Origin of the sequence: Streptomyces sp. NPDC091371 (assembly GCF_040684275.1) — a bacterium.
In the GTDB taxonomy this organism is placed as follows: domain Bacteria; phylum Actinomycetota; class Actinomycetes; order Streptomycetales; family Streptomycetaceae; genus Streptomyces.
This window is the reverse complement of record NZ_JBFBFP010000004.1, coordinates 24,192-41,922: the sequence shown is the minus strand read 5'-3', so window position 1 is coordinate 41,922 and position 17,731 is coordinate 24,192. Positions and strand designations below refer to the sequence as shown.

Annotated in this window: 6 protein-coding genes; 3 read left to right on the top strand and 3 right to left on the bottom strand. The window is 72.1% G+C overall.

Translation table 11 applies throughout. The annotated features are described in order from the left end of the window. Window positions 1-12 precede the first annotated feature (12 nt). The gene (locus AB0O21_RS07015) at window positions 13-4,605 is read left to right on the top strand and encodes an FtsK/SpoIIIE domain-containing protein (protein ID WP_365167207.1); all 4,593 of its coding nucleotides are present in this window, start codon (window positions 13-15) and stop codon (window positions 4,603-4,605) included. Window positions 4,606-4,671: 66 nt separating this feature from the next. Here AB0O21_RS07015 and AB0O21_RS07010 read toward each other — a convergent pair whose 3' ends face one another. Genes AB0O21_RS07010 through AB0O21_RS07000 form a run of 3 tightly spaced genes read right to left on the bottom strand, consistent with a single transcriptional unit; the run spans window position 4,672 to window position 6,373 of the window. Beyond that, window positions 4,672-5,013: a hypothetical protein gene (locus AB0O21_RS07010; protein ID WP_365167205.1), complete on the bottom strand. Its 342-nt coding sequence runs from the start codon at window positions 5,011-5,013 to the stop codon at window positions 4,672-4,674. Between the two features lie 30 nt (window positions 5,014-5,043). Then, entirely contained in the window at window positions 5,044-5,352 is a 309-nt protein-coding gene (locus AB0O21_RS07005; protein ID WP_365167203.1) for a hypothetical protein, read from the bottom strand. 52 nt (window positions 5,353-5,404) lie between these two features. Next, the gene (locus AB0O21_RS07000) at window positions 5,405-6,373 is read right to left on the bottom strand and encodes a serine/arginine repetitive matrix protein 2 (protein ID WP_365167201.1); all 969 of its coding nucleotides are present in this window, start codon (window positions 6,371-6,373) and stop codon (window positions 5,405-5,407) included. Window positions 6,374-6,537: 164 nt separating this feature from the next. Here AB0O21_RS07000 and AB0O21_RS06995 point away from each other — a divergent pair, with 164 nt between their 5' ends. Both AB0O21_RS06995 and AB0O21_RS06990 read left to right on the top strand, forming a co-directional pair. Beyond that, on the top strand, window positions 6,538-15,042 hold the full coding sequence (locus AB0O21_RS06995; protein ID WP_365167199.1) for a hypothetical protein: 8,505 nt from the start codon (window positions 6,538-6,540) through the stop codon (window positions 15,040-15,042). Beyond that, a complete protein-coding gene (locus AB0O21_RS06990; RefSeq protein ID WP_365167197.1) occupies window positions 15,039-17,708 on the top strand; it encodes a right-handed parallel beta-helix repeat-containing protein in 2,670 nt (889 codons plus the stop codon). The genes AB0O21_RS06995 and AB0O21_RS06990 overlap by 4 nt, the downstream gene beginning before the upstream one ends. The last annotated feature ends 23 nt before the right edge of the window (window positions 17,709-17,731 follow it).

Genomic DNA, 17,731 nt, shown 5'->3' with positions numbered 1-17,731 from the left:
GCAAGGAGTTCCGTGAGACTGACCATCTCGACCGTCGACCCCCGCGGCCACCTCGCGGACCACATGCTGGACCTCCCCGACGGCGCCGACGTAGCCGCCCTCGGGGAGGCCCTCGGTGCAGCCGAGCTCTTCCTCGACGACCGCCCCCTGAGCCCCGACCTCCCCGTTCGGGCCAGCGGTCTTCGCGAGGGCTCGGTGCTCGGCCTCGGAGCCCCGGTACCACCCCCGGCCGCGGGCTCCGAGGACTGGCGGCCGCCCGCCTCCGACCCGGTCCTCGTCGAGATCCGCCACGTCGGCGGGCCGGGCGCGGGCCGGGTCTGGCGGCTCGGCCCCGGTGTTCACGAGGCCGGCACCGACCGCGGCTGCGCGGTGCGCCTGCACGCGGGCGGGGCACCTTCCCTCGGGGTCTGGATCACCGTGGGCGCCGACGGAGCGGTGGACTACCGGCTGCCCGACGACGCGGACGAGACGTGCGGCCTGCGCAGCCTCACACCGCCCCCGCCCGTCGACCCCACCACGGGCACCCCGCTCACCGCCGAGGAGCCCGCCGGACCCGAAGACGGCGGGCCGGGCGGCCACACCCCGGAACCCGCACCGCCCGGCCCCGACGGCAACCCCGAAGCCCCCGCGGTCCCCCCGGCCGGCCAGCTCCCGCCCCCCGACGACGGCTCGGCCGAGTGGCCGCCGTACGCCGACCTGGCCCTCGGCGACCACCTGCTGCGCCTGTGCCCGCCGTTCGAGGCAGACGCCGCCGTCAACACGGCCGCCGACGGCATCGGCATCGAGTACAACCGCCCGCCGCGCATCGCCCCGCACCTCGACGCCGAGTCCATGTCCATGCAGGGCCCGCCCGAGGACAACACCAAGCGGCCCTTCCCGTTCCTGATGATGATCTCGCCGCTGATCATGGGCCTGGTCATGGTCTTCATGTTCCGCAGCCTCTACTTCCTGGTCTTCATCGTCCTGACCCCGCTCATGGGCCTCGGCAACTGGGTGACCTCCCGCCGGACCGGCCGCCGGCAGTATGAGGAGAACCTCCGGGTCTACCTGGTCCGCCGCGCCTGGCTGGAGCTGGAGATCCGGCAGGCCGCGCTGGAGGAACGGGAGCTGCGCGCCGAGTCCTTCCCCGACCCGGCCTCCCTGCGGCTGACCGCGACCGGCCCGGGCAAGGGCCTGTGGCAGCGCCGCCGCCGCGACCCCGACCACCTCACCCTGCGCCTGGGCACCCTGACCCGGGCCTCCCTCAAACGCATCGACGACAGCGCCCGCGAGGCCAACCGCCGCAAGGTGCACTGGCGCCTGGCCGACGTCCCCTTCGGGCTGGAGCTGGCCCTGCACGGCGTGGTCGGCATCAGCGGCTCCGGAACCGCGCCGCGCAGCCTCGCCTGCTGGGCCGTCGCCCAGGCCGCCGTCCTGCACAGCCCGCGCGACCTGCGCATCGTCGTCCTCACCGATGACGAGCACGCCGAGGCCTGGCAGTGGGTGCGCTGGCTGCCGCACCTGCGCTCCGGCCGCCCCGGCGGCGCCGTCGTGAGCCTGGGCAACGACCCGGAGACCACGGCCCACCGGGTCAACGAGCTGATGGGCGAGATCCAGGCCCGCTCCGACACCGATGCCTCCCCGATGCGCCACTTCCTCCAGCGGGAGCCGGACATCATGGTGGTTCTCGACGGCGCCCGCCGGCTGCGCGACGTCCCCGGGGTGGTCAACCTGCTGACCGCAGGCCCCGAGGTGCGGGTGTTCAGCCTCTGCATCGACGAGCGCGAGCGGCTCCTCCCCGAGGAGTGCACCGTCGTCGTCACCACCCACGGCAACCGGCTCTCCGTCCGCGCCTCGGGCGTGCCCGAAGTGACCGACGTACGCGCCGACCTGGTCGAGAGGCGCTGGTGCGAAGAGGTGGCGCGGGCCCTGGCACCGATCCGCGACGTCACCGTCGACGGCGACTCCGGGCTGCCCGACGACGTCCGGCTGCTGCCGCTGATCGGCCACGAGCCCCCGGACCCGGCCGCGATCGTCAAGGCCTGGGCACGCCGTCCGGCCTCCGCCGGCTTCGTCATCGGCTCCGGGTACGAGGGCCCGCTCACCCTGGACCTGGTCCGCGACGGCCCGCACGGGCTGATCGGCGGCACCACCGGATCCGGCAAGTCCGAGCTGCTCCAGACGATGATCGCCTCGCTGGCCGCCGCCAACCGGCCGGACGAACTCGCCTTCGTCCTGGTCGACTACAAGGGCGGCAGTGCCTTCCGCGAATGCGACCGGCTGCCCCACACCCTCGGCATGATCACCGACCTCGACGGGCACCTGGTGCGCCGGGCACTGGCCTCCCTCGACGCCGAACTGCGGCGCCGCGAGATCCTGCTGAACGAGGTGGAGGCCAAGGACCACCCGGAGTACCGGGCCAAGCGGGCCCGCAATCCGCGGCTGCCCGCGCTGCCCCGACTCCTCATCATCATCGACGAGTTCGCGACGGTGGTCCGTGAACTGCCCGAGTTCGTTCCCGGGCTGATCAGCCTCGCCCAGCGAGGCCGTTCCCTCGGCCTGCACCTGTTCCTCGCCACGCAGCGGCCCGGCGGTGTCGTCAGTGGCGAGATCCGCGCCAACACCAACCTGCGGATCTCGCTGCGCGTCATCGACCGGTCCGAGAGCCAGGACATCATCAACGCACCGGAAGCCGCCGGGATTTCGCCGAACAACCCCGGCCGCGCCCTGGTCCGGCTCGGCTCGTCCGCGCCGATGCCGTTCCAGACGGCCTTCGTCGGTGCCGAGCGCGGCGGCCCGGCGGCCGGTGGCGCGGAGCCGGGCGACCGGCTCGCCCGGCCGGTCCGCAGCACCGAGCTCACCTGGCAGCGCCTTGGCCGGACACCGGTGTTCAAGGAACTCGCCGACGAGGACGGCGAGCCCGTCGGCCTGCCCTCGCCCGAGGAACTCCCCACCGACCTGCGCGCCCTCGTGGACGCGCTCATCGAGGCGACCGACCGGCTGGAGGACTACACTCCGCAGCCGAGCCCCTGGCTGCCCCCGATGGACGACGTGATCGCCCTGGAGGACCTGCCGCCCGTCCCGGAGCCCGAGGAGGGCACCCTCCCGCTCGTGCCGTACGCCCTGCTGGACCTGCCCGAGCTCCAGGAACGGCGGCTCGGCGCGATCGACTGGTCCGTCTTCGGCCACCTCTACGTCATCGGCGCCCCGCGCTCGGGCCGTACGCAGGTGCTGCGCACCATAGCCGGCGCCACCGCCATGGCCATCGGCAGCCACGACGTCCACATGTACGGGATCGACGCGGCCGGCAGCGGACTGGCCGCGATGGAGGCTCTCCCGCACTGCGGGGCCGTGGTCTCCCGGCATGACACGGAGCGGCTGGAACGCCTGGTCACGCGCCTGATCAGCGAATTGACGAGGCGTCAGCGGCTGTTGTCCCAGTACGACTGCGCCGGCCTCACCGAACTGCGCGCCAAGGTCTCGCCCGCCCGGCGGCCCGCGCACATCGTCGTGTTCATCGACGGCTGGGACGCGCTGAGCCAGCTGATCGACGACTACGACGGCGGCCGCGTCTACGGCGAGGTGGTGCGGCTGCTGCGCGAGGGCGTCGCCGCCGGCATCCACGTCATCGCGACCTCCGAGCGCGTCCTGCTCGGCGGCCGGGTCGCCCAGCACAACGACAAGCGGCTGCTGCTGCGGCAGGCCGACCCCAGCGACTACCACATGGTCGGCATGGGGCGGGACAGGATCCCCGCCCATGTTCCGCCCGGCCGCGGCTGGCACGCGCCCGGCGGGATCGAGGTGCAGATCGGTCTGCTGCCGACGGTCTCGGCGGACCGCCCCGACCAGGGTGACGCCCTGCGGGCGATCGGCAAGCGCACCACCGCGCGGGACAGCGCGGTCGGGCCCGACCGCAGGCCCTTCCGGATCCGCGAGATGCCCGGGCTGATCGGCTTCCAGGAGGCCGTCGACCAGGTGCCCAAGCAGCAACTGCGTCCATTGTGGGCGCTGCTGGGCCTAGGCGGTGACGAAGTCAGGCCGATCGGCTACGACTTCCGGGACGGCGGCGGTTCGTTCGTCGTGGCCGGCCCGCCGCGCACCGGCCGCAGCACCGCGCTCGCCGCGATGTCCGTGTCCCTGCTGCTGGGCGGCACCCAGCTGATCGTGATCACGCCGCGCGAGTCGCAGCTGAGGCGGCTGGCCGCCCACGACCTCGCGCACGTCTTCCGGGAGCCGGACCCGTCGCCGGAGGCGCTCACGGAGGCGCTGGACTCCTTCCGCGGCAAGCCGGTGGTCGTCGTCGTGGACGACGCGGACCTGCTGCTCGCCGCCGACGCCGACCAGGTGCTGCGCAAGGTAGCCGCGGCGGGCCGGGACCACATGCAGGGGCTGCTGCTGGCCGGGCTGCCGGAGTCCATGCATTCGATGGGCTGGGTGGGCGTGGCCCGGCGGGCCCGGCGGGGGCTGCTGCTCGGCCCGAAGAGCGTCGGCGAGGGCGACATCATCGGCGCCCGCCTCTCCGGCGAACAGATCCGCATGCCGCTGACCCAGGGCCGGGCCTGGACCTCCGGCGACGGCGGCGGAGCGGTAGCGGTACAGGTCCCCCTCACGGTCCTGGAGGGCTGACCCGCCGGCAGGCGCAGCACGCCGACGCCCCCGACCGCCGTGCGGTCGGGGGCGTCGGTCTGACGTCTACTTCCGCGCGCCCGCCGCCATCTCGGCCTGGGCCTTCCGGATCGCGATGGCGAGTTCGCTGTCGGACTGCGCCATCCCGTCGGCGATCTTCTTGAACGTTTCCGCGAACGTCTTGATGTTCGCCGCCGAGTCCTTCATCTGGCGGCTGAACTCGTAGTACGCGTCCTTCATGGCCGGGCTGGCCTTCTCGAAGACCAGGCCGTTCTGGAGCAGCCCGCTGACGACGCCCTCCAGGCTGACCAGCTCTTTCGAGATGTCGGACAGCTTGGTGGCCATGTTGGCGCAGCCCTTTTGGATCTGGTCGAAGTCGAACACGACATCGTCGGTACCGACCGGCATGGTGATGCCCCTCTCCGCCGCCGTTTCCGGTCAGCCGTTGCTGTTGACCTGGGCCGCCATCTCGCCGTCCATCTTCTGCACGGACTCCTTGATCGCCTGGAACTGCTTGGCGAAGCCCTTGATGGCCTCCGTCGCCTGGACCAGCCCGGTGTTGAACTTCTCGTACTGCGTGGTGAGCGCCGGGCTGGTCTTCTCCAGGACCAGGGCGCCCTTCAGGAGTGCGTCCACCTCCTTCTTGGCCTCGGTCATACGGGGGACGAGCGTGACGTCGACGCTCGTGTTCAGCAGGCCTGCCACCCTGTCGATCTCGTTGTAGGACAGGCGGATGTTGGCAACCATGCGGGGTGTTCCTTCCGGTCGTTCACTGTCGTCGAGAGGGGTGTTCGCCGAGTCAGGAGGCGATGGTGGAATCGGCGGGTTCGTCCTCGGGCTTCGGCACCTTCACCCACTGGGCGGTCGGCCCGGCGCGGGTGTACTCCGTGGTCTCGGTGCCCTCGACGACCTTCATCGTCCCCGAGCCGTCGGTGTTGATCACGACCGTCGACACGCTGGTTGAGCCGTCCGCCCCGGTGGTGGTGATCGTGTAGTCGCGCGCGTCGAACGGCTTCCCGCCGCCCGGCGGCGTCACCATCTCCGGCGCCCCCTTGTACTCCGTCGTCGTGGTGTACGTCTGGCCGTGCGCCGTGACGGTCGAGGTCTCCTTGATGATGTTGTTGTCCTTGTCCACTTCGAGCTTGACGTCGATCGAGCCCGACGAGGTCTCCTGGCGGTAGTGCAAGGGCGGGGTGTCCGAGGGCTTGGGCGGCTGCGGGCCGGGCGGCTTGGGCGGGTCCTTGTCGTCCCGCCACGCCTGGCACCAGCCAGGCGCGCCGTCGGCGCTGCACACGTCGGAGATGCTGGCGCCGGGGTGGTCCCGGAAGTACTCGGAGGCGCCGATCTTCTTCAGATAGGCCTCCCATTTGTCCCGGTCCGAAACCCACTGGTCGTAGGCCTTCTTCTTGTCCTTCCACTCCTCCAGGCCCAATGACTTGGTCATCAGGCCGGCGCCCGCCGCGATTTGGGAATCCGCCGCGAACCACGCGTTGGACACGCCCTTGAAGAGGTCGGCCAGCTTGTTGAGGCCTTCCTTGGCCTGACCCTGGCGCTTCTTGGAGGTGGTGTAGAAGTAGTTGAACTCGGCGGACATGTCGTACGTCCCGAGGATCCGGCGGCGCTCGCTGGCCAGGGCCTCGCCCGTGTCGTGGTACGAACCGCTGCCGCTCCCCGTGTTGGCCTCGTCGGCCATGTCCCGGAGCTTCGTCTGGACCTTGTTCAGCAATCCGTAGTCGATGGCGAAGTCGGTGACTATCTCGTCTGCCACGCCCGGCCTCCTTCCTGGTGCTCCTTCATTCCGTCTACGCTGCGCGGGCCCGTACGGTTCAACCGCGCGCGGAAAAAGCCGAGTTCGGCGGTGAACCACCGGCGGGGCCGGTGCGTAGAGGAGGTGAAGGGCAGGCGCCGTGCGAGGAAGGGGGGTGGCCGTTCATGGCCCGACCCACCGACTGGTCCGCCCTCGGCATGACCGAGGACCCGACCCCGGGCGATCCGGACGAGATCGACCGGATCATCGCCTCCCAGCTCGCGCTGATCGAGCTGGCGAAGACCATCGAGGGCGGGCTCGACGAGGTCCTGAACACTTCCTCCCTCGCCTTCAAGGGCAAGACGGCGGACGCCATCCGAGGAAAGATCAACGGGCGGATCCGCGGCTTCGTCACCTCCTTCAAGACGGCGCACGAAACCTTCCGCACCACCATGCAGACCTACTCCGGCGTGATGCGCGAGCAGCAGCGCAAGACGGAGGAGGCGCTGAACGCGGCGAAGGCGCTGAAGGAGGACGACAAGGAGGGGCGGGAGACACACAAGAAGGCCGCCCAGGCGGCGCAGGCGACGTTCGAGACCGCCTCCTCCACCGCCGCCACCGCGCTCTCCGACGCCGCGACCGCGATCGCCTCGCCCGTGGACGACTGCGCGGAGGTCTGGAAGGTCCTCACCTACATCGCGATCATCCTGATCATCCCGGCCATCTTCACGGGCGGCACCCTGGCCCTGGCCGTGTTCGCCCTCAACATGAGCCTGATGATCAAGACGGCGATCGACTTCCACAACGGCGACGCGTCCGTCACCGATCTGATCCTCTCCATCGTCGGCGTCATCGCCCCCACCACCAAGGGCCTCAACGTCTCCGCGGCCTGGGGCGCGCTGAAGGGCTTCTCCAGCAAGGCGTTCACGGGCTTCAAGAACCTGGTCCTCGGCGGCCCCAACTCCTTCGGCCTGTTCATCCGCAATGGTCTGCACATCGGCGACGTCATGAGCGGGACGTTCACCTGGGTCAGGGCCGGCGTGTTCACCGGGCTGAAGTTCGACGCCCGGGGACTCCAGGCCGGCCACTTCATGGGCGGCAGCGGGCGGGCGTGGGGGTTCATCCCGGTCGCCACCGACCTCGCGGTGATCAACATCGCCGGTGCCGGGGCGTTCTTCGGGGTTCGCAGCTTCATCACCGGGCTGAACGGCATCAAGTCCGGCGTCACCGCCATCGCCGGCGGGCTCAGCGGCTGGAAGGGCCTGCGCCTGATCCTGCCGGTGGCCGCCGACGAGATGGGCCAGGGCATCGGCCTCGCCATCAAGATCGGCTTCTACGACCGCGGCCTCCTCGGCATGTACCGCTACGGCGCCTTCATCAACGGCAAGTTCATCGGCGACCTCGGCAAGATCTCGGGGGTCGCGGGGGCCGGTTCCCACTTCTTCGGCGAGGGCGGCGCCGTCGGCGGCTCCGGCCTGATCCGCACCGACGGCTTCACGTTCTCCCCCTCCGGCAACCCGTTCGGCGCCGGGGGCCCGGGCATGGGCACCTGGCCGGGTTTCAGCGGAACCGGGATCTTCACGGGTCCGCCGCCCAGCCTCTCCGTGATCGTCCCGCAGGGCCTCGACATCCACCTCACGGCGGCGGGCGGGCTCGTCAACATCGGCCATGTGGACCTGCCGCCGATCGACGCCCGGCTCATCGACCTGTCGACGCTGGGCACGACCGGCAACTTCCACCTGCCCACGCTCGGCCCGGTGACCCCCATCGGCATCAACGGCACCTCGGTGAGCCTGCCCGGCCTCGGCTCGATCCCCGCGTCGCTGCCGGCGGTGCACACCCAGGTCGACATGCCGCAGCTCGGCACCACCGTGGGCGCGCTCCCGGCGACCAGCGTCGTCACGCCGGAGCTGAACGGCATCACCGGGGCGCTCGTACCGGTGAACGTGTCCACGCCGTCGCTCCCCTCCCTCGGCCACATCAGCGTGCCGTCCCTGGGCTCGGTGGGCGGGGGCGAGATCGGGCTCATCAACACCCAGCTCCCCGCCGTCGACGCCCAGCTCGTGGACCTGCCCGCGGTGGGCGGCCTCGGACAGGTCGGCGAGGTCCAGCTGGGCCAGGTCAACCTGCCCTCCCTGAGCGTCACCACGCCCCAGCTCGGCGCCACGCCCGGCGGCCTGGGCGTCGGCGAACTCTCGGCGCCGCAGGTCGGCGCGCACCTCGGCGAGGTCTCCACGCCGCAGGCCGGGGCACACCTCGGCCAGACCTCGATGCCGGGAACGGCCCCGCACGTCGGCGAGGTACCGAGCAGCACGAACATCCAACTCGGCGACGCACCGGGCACGAACGTGCACCTCGGCGACGGGTCGAACGCGAACGCGAACGTGCACCTCGGCAACGGACCGAACGCCAACGTCCAGCTCGGAGACATGACCGGACCCCAGGCCCACCTCGGGGACCTCGGCACGCCCCGGACCGGCGCGCTGGACCTCGGCCACGTGGACATGCCGGTCGCCCACACGGGCGCGGTGAACATCGCCGCGCTCGGCGGCGGAGGCGCTTTCATCCCGTCGGCCGCCGCCTACCTCGATGAGCTCATCTCCCAGGTCCACGCCGCCGCCTTCCAGCCCCGGGTGAATGTCAACCACGGCGTGGTCCTCGACCTCCAGCACACCTTCACCAACCTGCCCGGGATGCCCGGGGTGGAGGTCCGCGTATCGCCCGGCATCCAGAGCGGCAGGCGCGTCGACATCGAGGTGGACACCCCGCAGGGCATGACCGGGACCATAGGCACCCGGCACGTGCAGATCGGCACCCAGGACGTACTGCGGGTCGAGCACACCAACCTCGACGGCAGCATCCGACGCCTGGACTACGCGCTCGACTCGCGGGCCGGGCACGCCCTGATCGACGACCAGATCATCGACCCCCACGTCACCGGGGGCGGCCCGGCCGGCAGCGCCCTCGAACTGCAGCCGCTCCCACAGCCCGGCAACGGGACGGTGCCCGCGGCCGCCGGCGGCGCGATCCCCGCAGCGACCCCTCCGGTCGTGCACGTGCTGCAACTGCCGGGCCTGAACAACACCTTCGCCCAGGTCGAGACGAACGCGACCGGCGCCATCACGGGCGTACGGGGCATGCCCGGCGGGCACCCGGTCACCGTTCAGCACCTTCCCGGCGCGGGCCCCGCCGGGGTGGACGTCGTCCGGGTCGAGCACATCGCCGTCCCCAATGTCGAGGTGCTGCGCTGGGACTTCACCGCCAACCAGGCCGGCGAGACGCTCATCGGCAGTGAGCGGCGCTTCCAGCTCAGCGGCGGGGCGCTGGACGGTACGACCGTCAGCCTCACCCTCAACCCCGACCGTTCGGTGGGCAGCATCCGGCACCTCGGAGCCGGTGACGCCGTCCTGCCCACCGGCGCCCGGCCCATCCTGATGAACGGCGCCGGCCTGAACATTCCGGCCGCGAGCGGCTCCGGCTTCCTCCTGTACAACCCGGCGACCGGCCTGCAGACCCACACCGGCATCGTGCTGACCGGCCCCGACGGGGTGCCGAACGGCCTGCACGTGCTGATCCCGCAAGCCGAGCCCGCAGCCGGCGCCGCCGGGGCCGGTCCGGTGCCCGCGCCCCGGCTGACCGGCGCCGACGGCATGACCGGGCTGGGCACGGTCACGCCCCACGGCGACGTGTTCCACGTGAACCCCACCCCGGCCCCCGGCGCCGTCCCCGCCCCGCACATCGCCGTGTACCGGGCCGACGGCACCTTCTCGCACCACGCCCTGCCGGTGCCCGCCGTCACCCTGCCGGGCGGCGCCGGGGCGGCCTTCGTACGGCTCCCGGACGCCCCCGGCGGCGCCCCGCAGCTCGTACACGCCGACGGCGGCACGATCGACGGCGCCGGCGTCCACGCCCAGGCGGGCGGCGGCTTCCGGATCGACCACGGCGGCCGGCACATCGCCGTCGACCCGGCCGGTGTCCGCACCCACGACGTGGTCACCCTGCAGGGCCCGCACGTCCCGGCCGACGGGCACTTCGTCTTCACCCCGGTCGGCACCCCGGACACCCCCGTTCCGCAGCTGCGGACCGCGGGCGGCGCCGTCGCCCCCGCCGCGGGCCAGATCATCCGGGTGGACGGCACCCTCCACGTGGACCTCGGCCAGCACCGGTTCTCCGTCCACACCCTGGACGGCGCGTTCTCGCACGAGGCCGTCGCCATCACCGGGCTGGCCCACGTACCGCCCGGCGGCGCCTTCGTACGGGACACCCCCGGCAGCGGCGCCGCCCCGCAGCTGGTGCGCGGCAACGGCACCGCGATCGACGGCGCCACCGTCACCGCGCAGGGCCCGGGCGGATTCCGGATCCAGCACCGGGGCCAGCACATCGCGGTCGACACGGGCGGCGTCCACACGCACGACGTGGTCCCCCTGTACGGGGTGGGCGTCCCGGCCGGGCAGTACGTCTTCACCCCGGTCGGCACCCCGGAGACGCCCGCGCCGCACCCGCGCGACCTGGGCGGCGGCGTCGACGACACCGTCGCCGTCCAGCGGGCCGGCGACGAGTTCCGGCTCACCGACGCCCACGGCACCATCCGGGCCTTCGACACCGGCGGCGGCGTCCTCCTGCGCACCGACGTGCCGGTCACCGGCGGCTCCGCCCTCGACGGCCATGTCATCCGTACCAGCGCGGGGGGCACCATCAGCCTCCTGCGGCCCGACCTCCAGCCGCTGCCCGGAGGCCAGGCCCTCGCGCAGACCGGCCTGCCGGGAGGCGGCTTCCGCGTCGAACACGGCGGCGGCCGGCTCGTGTTCGACGCCCACGGCGCACACACCCACAACCCCGTCGAACTGCGGGGCATCACGGGCAACGGCACGGGACACTACGTCTTCCACCCGGCCGGCGCGGCCGGCGCGGCGCCGAACCCCCACCTCAAGGACGCGGCCGGCGCCGACCTCCCCGACACCGTCACCCTCCGCCCCGACGGCACCCTTCAGGTCACGAGCCCCGGCACGATCCGCGTCCACGGCGCCGCGGACGGCCAGTTCCAGTTCCACGCGTTCCCGCTCACCACCGCCGGCGGCGCCCAGCTGCCGGAGCACATCGGGGTGTACCCGGGGGGCGCCCTGCGCAGCCTCGACCAGAACCTCGACCCGATCGACGGCGCCGCCGTCACCCCGCGCCCCGGCCACGGCTTCCACGTGGCGGGTGCGAACGGCGAGTTCCGGCTGTTCGACGGGGCCGGCCGGCTCGACGTGGACGTCACCGCCACACCGGGCGGCGGGGGTTCCTTCACGGTCACCACGGCGTACGGCGACCCGTTCCAAATGGTCCCGCTCGGCGACGCCAAGGGGCTCGCCAACCCGTCGATGTCCCGATTCGTCGACACCACTGCGGGCGGGCTCCGCCTCCTCGACGGCAACCTGGGCCCCGTCCACGGCGTGACGGTCACCCGGCACCTCGGCGGCGGCTTCCGGCTCGACGGGTTCGGGGGCTTGCGGCAGGGCGAGTTCAAGCTGTACGCCGCCGACGGCACGCTGGAGATCCAGCGGATCAACGTCGTCCACGAGGGCCAGATCAAGCCCGATCAGCACCTGGAACTGAACCACGTCGCGCAGATGGGTGCACCCGGCGCACCCGCGAACACCTGGGAGCTGGTCCGCACCGGCGACGCAGCCCCGCCCCCCGGCCGGCACATCGCCAAGTGGTTCGAGGGCGGCGTGATCAACCCCAAGGGCCTGACGCAGGGCCGGATCCACCTGACCACCCACTCCGGCACCACCGTCTTCGAGTCGCGGCCGCTGCCGAACGGCAACACCCTCGGCTCCTTCCAGTCCAGTGCCAGCGCCTCCATCTCCGGGTTCTCCCTGACGAACCAGCGCGGAGTGTGGAACGAGATGGACGCCGCGGGCAACCTCGTCCGGCACGGCACCCGGCACTGGGGCGAGAGCTTCCGCTCCTGGTTCGACTCGACCGACACCAGCGGTGTCGCCCGGGTCATGCACTTCCAGCAGCTCCCGGACGGCGGCCACGTCATCGGCACCACCGACCGCGGCGCCATCACCCAGAGCCTGGGCAAGGGCACCTGGTTCCGCTTCGACGCCGACTTCAAGCTGATCGCCCAGGGCGACCGCAAGTGGGGACAGGTACGCGGCTTCACCGACACGATGAAGCACCCCCTCACCGGCGAGACCGTCGTCATGCACGAGAAGTTCGGCCGTTTCCAGCCCAACACCCACGACGTACGGAGGCTCTTCCAGCAGGAGATCGGCGCCGACGGGATCCCCAAGACGACCTCGGTGTCGCTGTCCGCGCCCGGCAAGGAGATCGACAGCGTCAAGGTGCTGGAGAACGGCGACGTCCTGGCGGTCAAGCGGATGGCGGAGCAGCGCCCGCCGATCTGGTACCGCTTCGTCCTCAGCGGCGAGATGTGGAAGACCGACCTCAGCAGCGTGCCCTGGTTCAAGAACGACAGCCTGACCCAGTTCAGCGAGTGGTCCGTCAAGTCGGGGGCCGGCGCCGCCCTGGGCGATCTCTCCCACGGCATCCGCCTGCTCACCCAGAACGGCGCCCTGACGGACATCGCGAGCAACGGCCACATCGTCCGCGAGATCCGGAAGCTGATCAACGGCAACGACCTGACCGTCGGCAACGTCAAGGTGCCCGACGGCCCCGACGGCAACCCTGTGAACATCCCGGCGGGCTATCTGCCCTTCTCCGAGGGCGTGGGCAAGCTCCAGGGCCACCGCACCTTCAACCGGCCCGACTTCGACGCCCCGACCGGTGTCGACGTGGGCCGGATCAAGTGGCAGGACCGGTACACCGCCGACCTCGACGACGGCGACTGGTTCACCCCGAACGCCACGAAGCGCTGGGAGGTCGCCCGCACCGGACTGAACGACGGCACCGTCGTCGAATACCGGCCGCAGCCGGCCATCCGGCCCGACGGCGAGGCGGGCAACGGCGACCTCGCCTTCCGCCGGCAGTTCCACATGTACAACGGTGACTGGACCAAGTACGACCACCACGGCTACGTGGTGGCCCGCTCCGACACCTGGCCCACCGTCGGCGGCGGCCACGGCGAACTGATCATCAACGCGCACGGTCCGAGCACCGGCCGGATGAGCTGGTCCGACGCGGCCGACCCCGCCGGCACCATCGGAGGCCCCCGGCTCACCGCCCACGCCCGCGACATCAACCCCTACGGCTGGGACCGCGAGTCCTACCAGGACTTCACCCCGGACCTGCGGCTCATCCGGGACCACCAGCTGCTCGCGGACGGCACCACCGTCGACGCCTGGCGGGTCAGCCGGGCCGACGACGGCACCGAGGTCTGGAACTGGCGCAAGGTCGACGTGCACGGCAACATCAAGGACTTCGGCACCGGCCCGGGGGACCAGGTCCGGCGGTGGATCGACTCCAACGGCACCGTCCTGCCCGGCTGGAGGAAGGACGCCCGCTGGTCCGACCACGTCGTCAGCCTCGGCAACATGAAGATCCAGGAGATCCCGGCCAAGCCCGACGCCGGCGTGATCCAGAACCTGCTCGGCGACAAGCCCTTCCGGATCCGCGAGTTCGTGCCGGAGCCGGGCGGGACGTTCAACCCCCACGTCTGGAAGGAGTTCGACACCGGCGCCGTCGTCCGCGAGAAGAAGCTGCTCTCCAACGGCACCTACCTGGAGAGCGAGACCTGGCAGCAGCACTGGCGGCAGTACGGCCCCTCCGGCCTGAACGTCACCTCCGAACGGGCCCCCTCCGGCTTCGTCTACGAGACCGACGCCTTCGGCAAGCTCACGCTGGTCGGCCGCGAGACCGACTACGTCGACTGGGCCAACCAGTACCGCGGCTACTACCGGATGCTCAAGGACCCCAACCGCTGGGAGTTCGGCCCCGCCGTGGGCGGCGAGTCCACCTACCGGCCGTTCCTCGTCAAGGCGGGGCTGCAGCTCGCCGTGGAGATGGGCCACGAGTTTGCCGTCGACTTCTCCGTGAACCTCCTTCTGCTGGCAGCCGGCATGGCGGCCGGCGGAGCCAAGATCACCGCTCTGGAGCTCGGCAAGACGGTCTACAACTCCATGCTCGGCGCCGCCATGAAGGGCGCGGTCACCGCCGCGCACCAGGCCTACGGCCGCGGCACCCCGTGGAAGAACGGCCTCAGCCACATCGACTACGGCTTCCCCTACCAGCGCCACCCCACGGACGACAACTGGCGCGGCGAGTGGGCTGGCCACGAGAAGGTCGCCCGCTGGCGCGGCACCACCTACGACATCGTCGTCGGCGCCGCGGCCGGCGCCGTGGGCGGACTCGTCTCCGGTGGCTCCACTGCCGCGATGTTCGGCGTCAAGAACGCGGCGGGCGAGATCGTCAAGCTGAGCCTCTCGGATGCCGTGGTATCCGGCCTGATGGGTTCGCTGGGCGGCTTCATCGGCGGCGCGACCCTCGGCGCGGCCCGTTCGGTCGTCCACCTGAACATCGCCGGGCGCTGGTACCACCGCGCGGGCGTGATCGACATCTTCCTCGTCCCGACCCTCGGAAAGATCATGGACAAGTACTTCGCCGCCTCCGTCACGGGGCCCTTGGTCCGCGACTTGATCAAGCCCAGCTGGTACCTGCTGCCCGGCCCCTCCGGTGGATCCGCCCCCGCCGTCCTCCTGATCGACCCCGACTTCTTGCCGCAGGGAGCCGTCACCCCATGACGACCAGCACCACCGCACCCGCCACGGCCCCCGCCGCCGGCCCGCCGCTGCGGGTGGCCGCAAAGGGACGGGGCGGCCACCGCACCCTCGCCTCCGCACTCGCCGCGGCCCCGGCCGGCGCGGTCATCACCATCGCGCCCGGTGTCTACACCGAGTCCCTGCGCCTGGAGCGCCGGGTCCTGCTGGAGCCGGAGTACGGATCGGGAACCGTGCACCTGCGCTCCCCGGGCGGCCCCGTCCTCACGGTCACCGCCCCCGGCTGCGAGCTGTACGGACTCGACCTGCGCGGGTGCGACCCCGCCGAGGCCGCCGTGCGGGTCGCCGACGCCGCCGGGCTGACCCTCACGGAGTGCGATCTCGGCGTCGGCCGGATCGACGTGCTCGGTTCCCGGCAGGAGGCCGGAGCGCGGGCCAACGCGGACCTCACGTTCGCCGACGACCTCGCCGCATCCCTGCGCGACCCGGTCGGCGGCGGAGTCCTGCTGGTCCGCCACAGCCGGCTGCACGACGCCCGGCACGCCGCCGTCCACCTCGAAGGCGATGCCCGTGCCCGCCTCGAGGACACCACCGTCGACACCGTCGACGGCCTCGGGGTGGCCCTCGGCGGCAGCGCCGTCCTGCTCGGGGAACGCCTTCGCATCAAGGGCACCGCAGGCTCCTCGGCGCGCGCCCGCGGCTCCTCCCGGGTGCTGCTGCGGGACGCCCGCCTGATCGGGCCCGGCCGCCACGGCCTCCTGATCGGGGACGAGGCGGAGGCGCTGCTGGAGGACTGCCGGATCACCGACCCGGCCCGCTCCGCCGTCCACGCCGACGCTGCGGCGACCGTCGGCCTGAGCGACTGCAGGATCACCGGATCCGGGACCGACGCCCTGTCCGTACGGGATTCCGCACAGCTGACGGTGCACGGCTGCTGGGTGCTGGACACCGACGGGCGCGGTCTGACCGTGGGGCAGGACGCCACCGCCCACGTCACCGACACCCTGATCGCCCGTACGGGGAAGGGAGCCGTCCACCTCAGCGGCCGGGCCCAGGCCGCCCTCGCCGGCTGCCGGATCACCGTCAGCGGCGAGCACACGCTGACCGCCACCGACACGGCCCGTGCCGAGCTGACCGAGACCACGCTCGCCGACGCCGCCGTCTGCGGCGTCCACACCGACGGCCAGGCCGGCCTGGAGCTCCGCGGCGGCCGGATCGAGCGCGGGGAAACCGGCCTGCGCCTGCGCTCCACCACCCCGGCAACGGTCCACGGCACCACCGTCACCGGCGCCCGCAAGGCGGGTGTCGAGATCGGACCGGACGCCCCCGCCACCCTGGAGGGCGTACGGATCCAGGACACCGGCAGCGCCGGCGTGGTCCTGGACGCCGGGGCGCGGCTCACCCTGGAGGGCGGCGCCATCGAAGGCTCCGGCGGCAGCGGCATGGTGGTCGCGGTCGGCGCCGAGCCCCGGGTGCGGGCCTTGCGGATCGACCGGGCGGGCAAGAACGGCATCGTCTTCGGCCCGGGGGCGGGCGGCGCGTTCGAGGGCTGCGACATCAACGCTGCCGCGTTCCCCGCCCTGCACATCGGCAGGGCGGCCGCACCGACGTTCACCGGCTGCCGGGTGCTGGACTGCGGGCAGGACGTCGTGCTGGCCGAAGGCGCCGAACCGGCCTTCGAAGACTGCGTATCCGTCCGCGTCAAGAACCCCGCCCTGCCCACGACGACCGGCGGATCCTTGCCGGCCGCCCCGCCCCCGTCGGCCCCCGCGGCCCCGCCCCGCAGGCCGTCGCCCGGAAACCCGGCGGCGCAGGGCGATCTCACGGACCCCGCAGAGCTCGCAGACCTCGGCGAGCCCGAGCCTGCCGGGGAGACCTTGGAGGAACTGCTCGCCGAACTCGACGAGCTGGTCGGCCTCGACGGGGTCAAGCGGGACGTCGGAGGCATGGTCAAGCTGATGCAGACGGTACGGCTGCGTCAGCAGGCCGGCCTGCCGGCACCACCGCTCAGCCGCCACCTCGTCTTCGCAGGGAACCCCGGCACTGGCAAGACCACCGTGGCCCGCCTGTACGGGCGGCTGCTCAAGGCCCTCGGACTGCTGGAGCGCGGCCACCTGGTGGAGGTCGACCGCAGCGCCCTCGTGGGCGAGTACGTCGGCCACACGGGCCCGAAGACCACGGAGTCCTTCAACCGGGCCCGCGGCGGGGTGCTGTTCATCGACGAGGCGTACGCACTGGTGCCCGCGGGGGTATCCAACGACTTCGGTCTGGAGGCCGTGGCCACGCTGGTCAAGCTGATGGAGGACCACCGCGACGAGGTGGTCGTCATCGCCGCCGGATACCCCGGGGACATGGAGCGCTTCGTCTCCTCCAACCCCGGTCTGTCCTCCCGCTTCTCGCGGAGCCTCCTCTTCGCCGACTACAGCTCCGCCGAGCTGGTCCGGATCGTGGAACACCACGCGCAGCGCCATCGTTACGAGCTCAGCACCAGAGCCCATGAGGCGCTCGGCCGCTACTTCGACGCGGCCCCGCGCGGCGTCCAGTTCGGCAACGGACGCGCGGCGCGCCAGGTCTTCCAGGCCATGACGGAGCGCCAGGCCCTCCGGATCGCCGAACTGACCGCTCCGGGAGAGGCCCAGCTCGTGGTCCTCGACGAACAGGACATGCCCGAAGCGAATCCGCCCGCCTGAGGCCTGCCCACGACGGGGAGCCG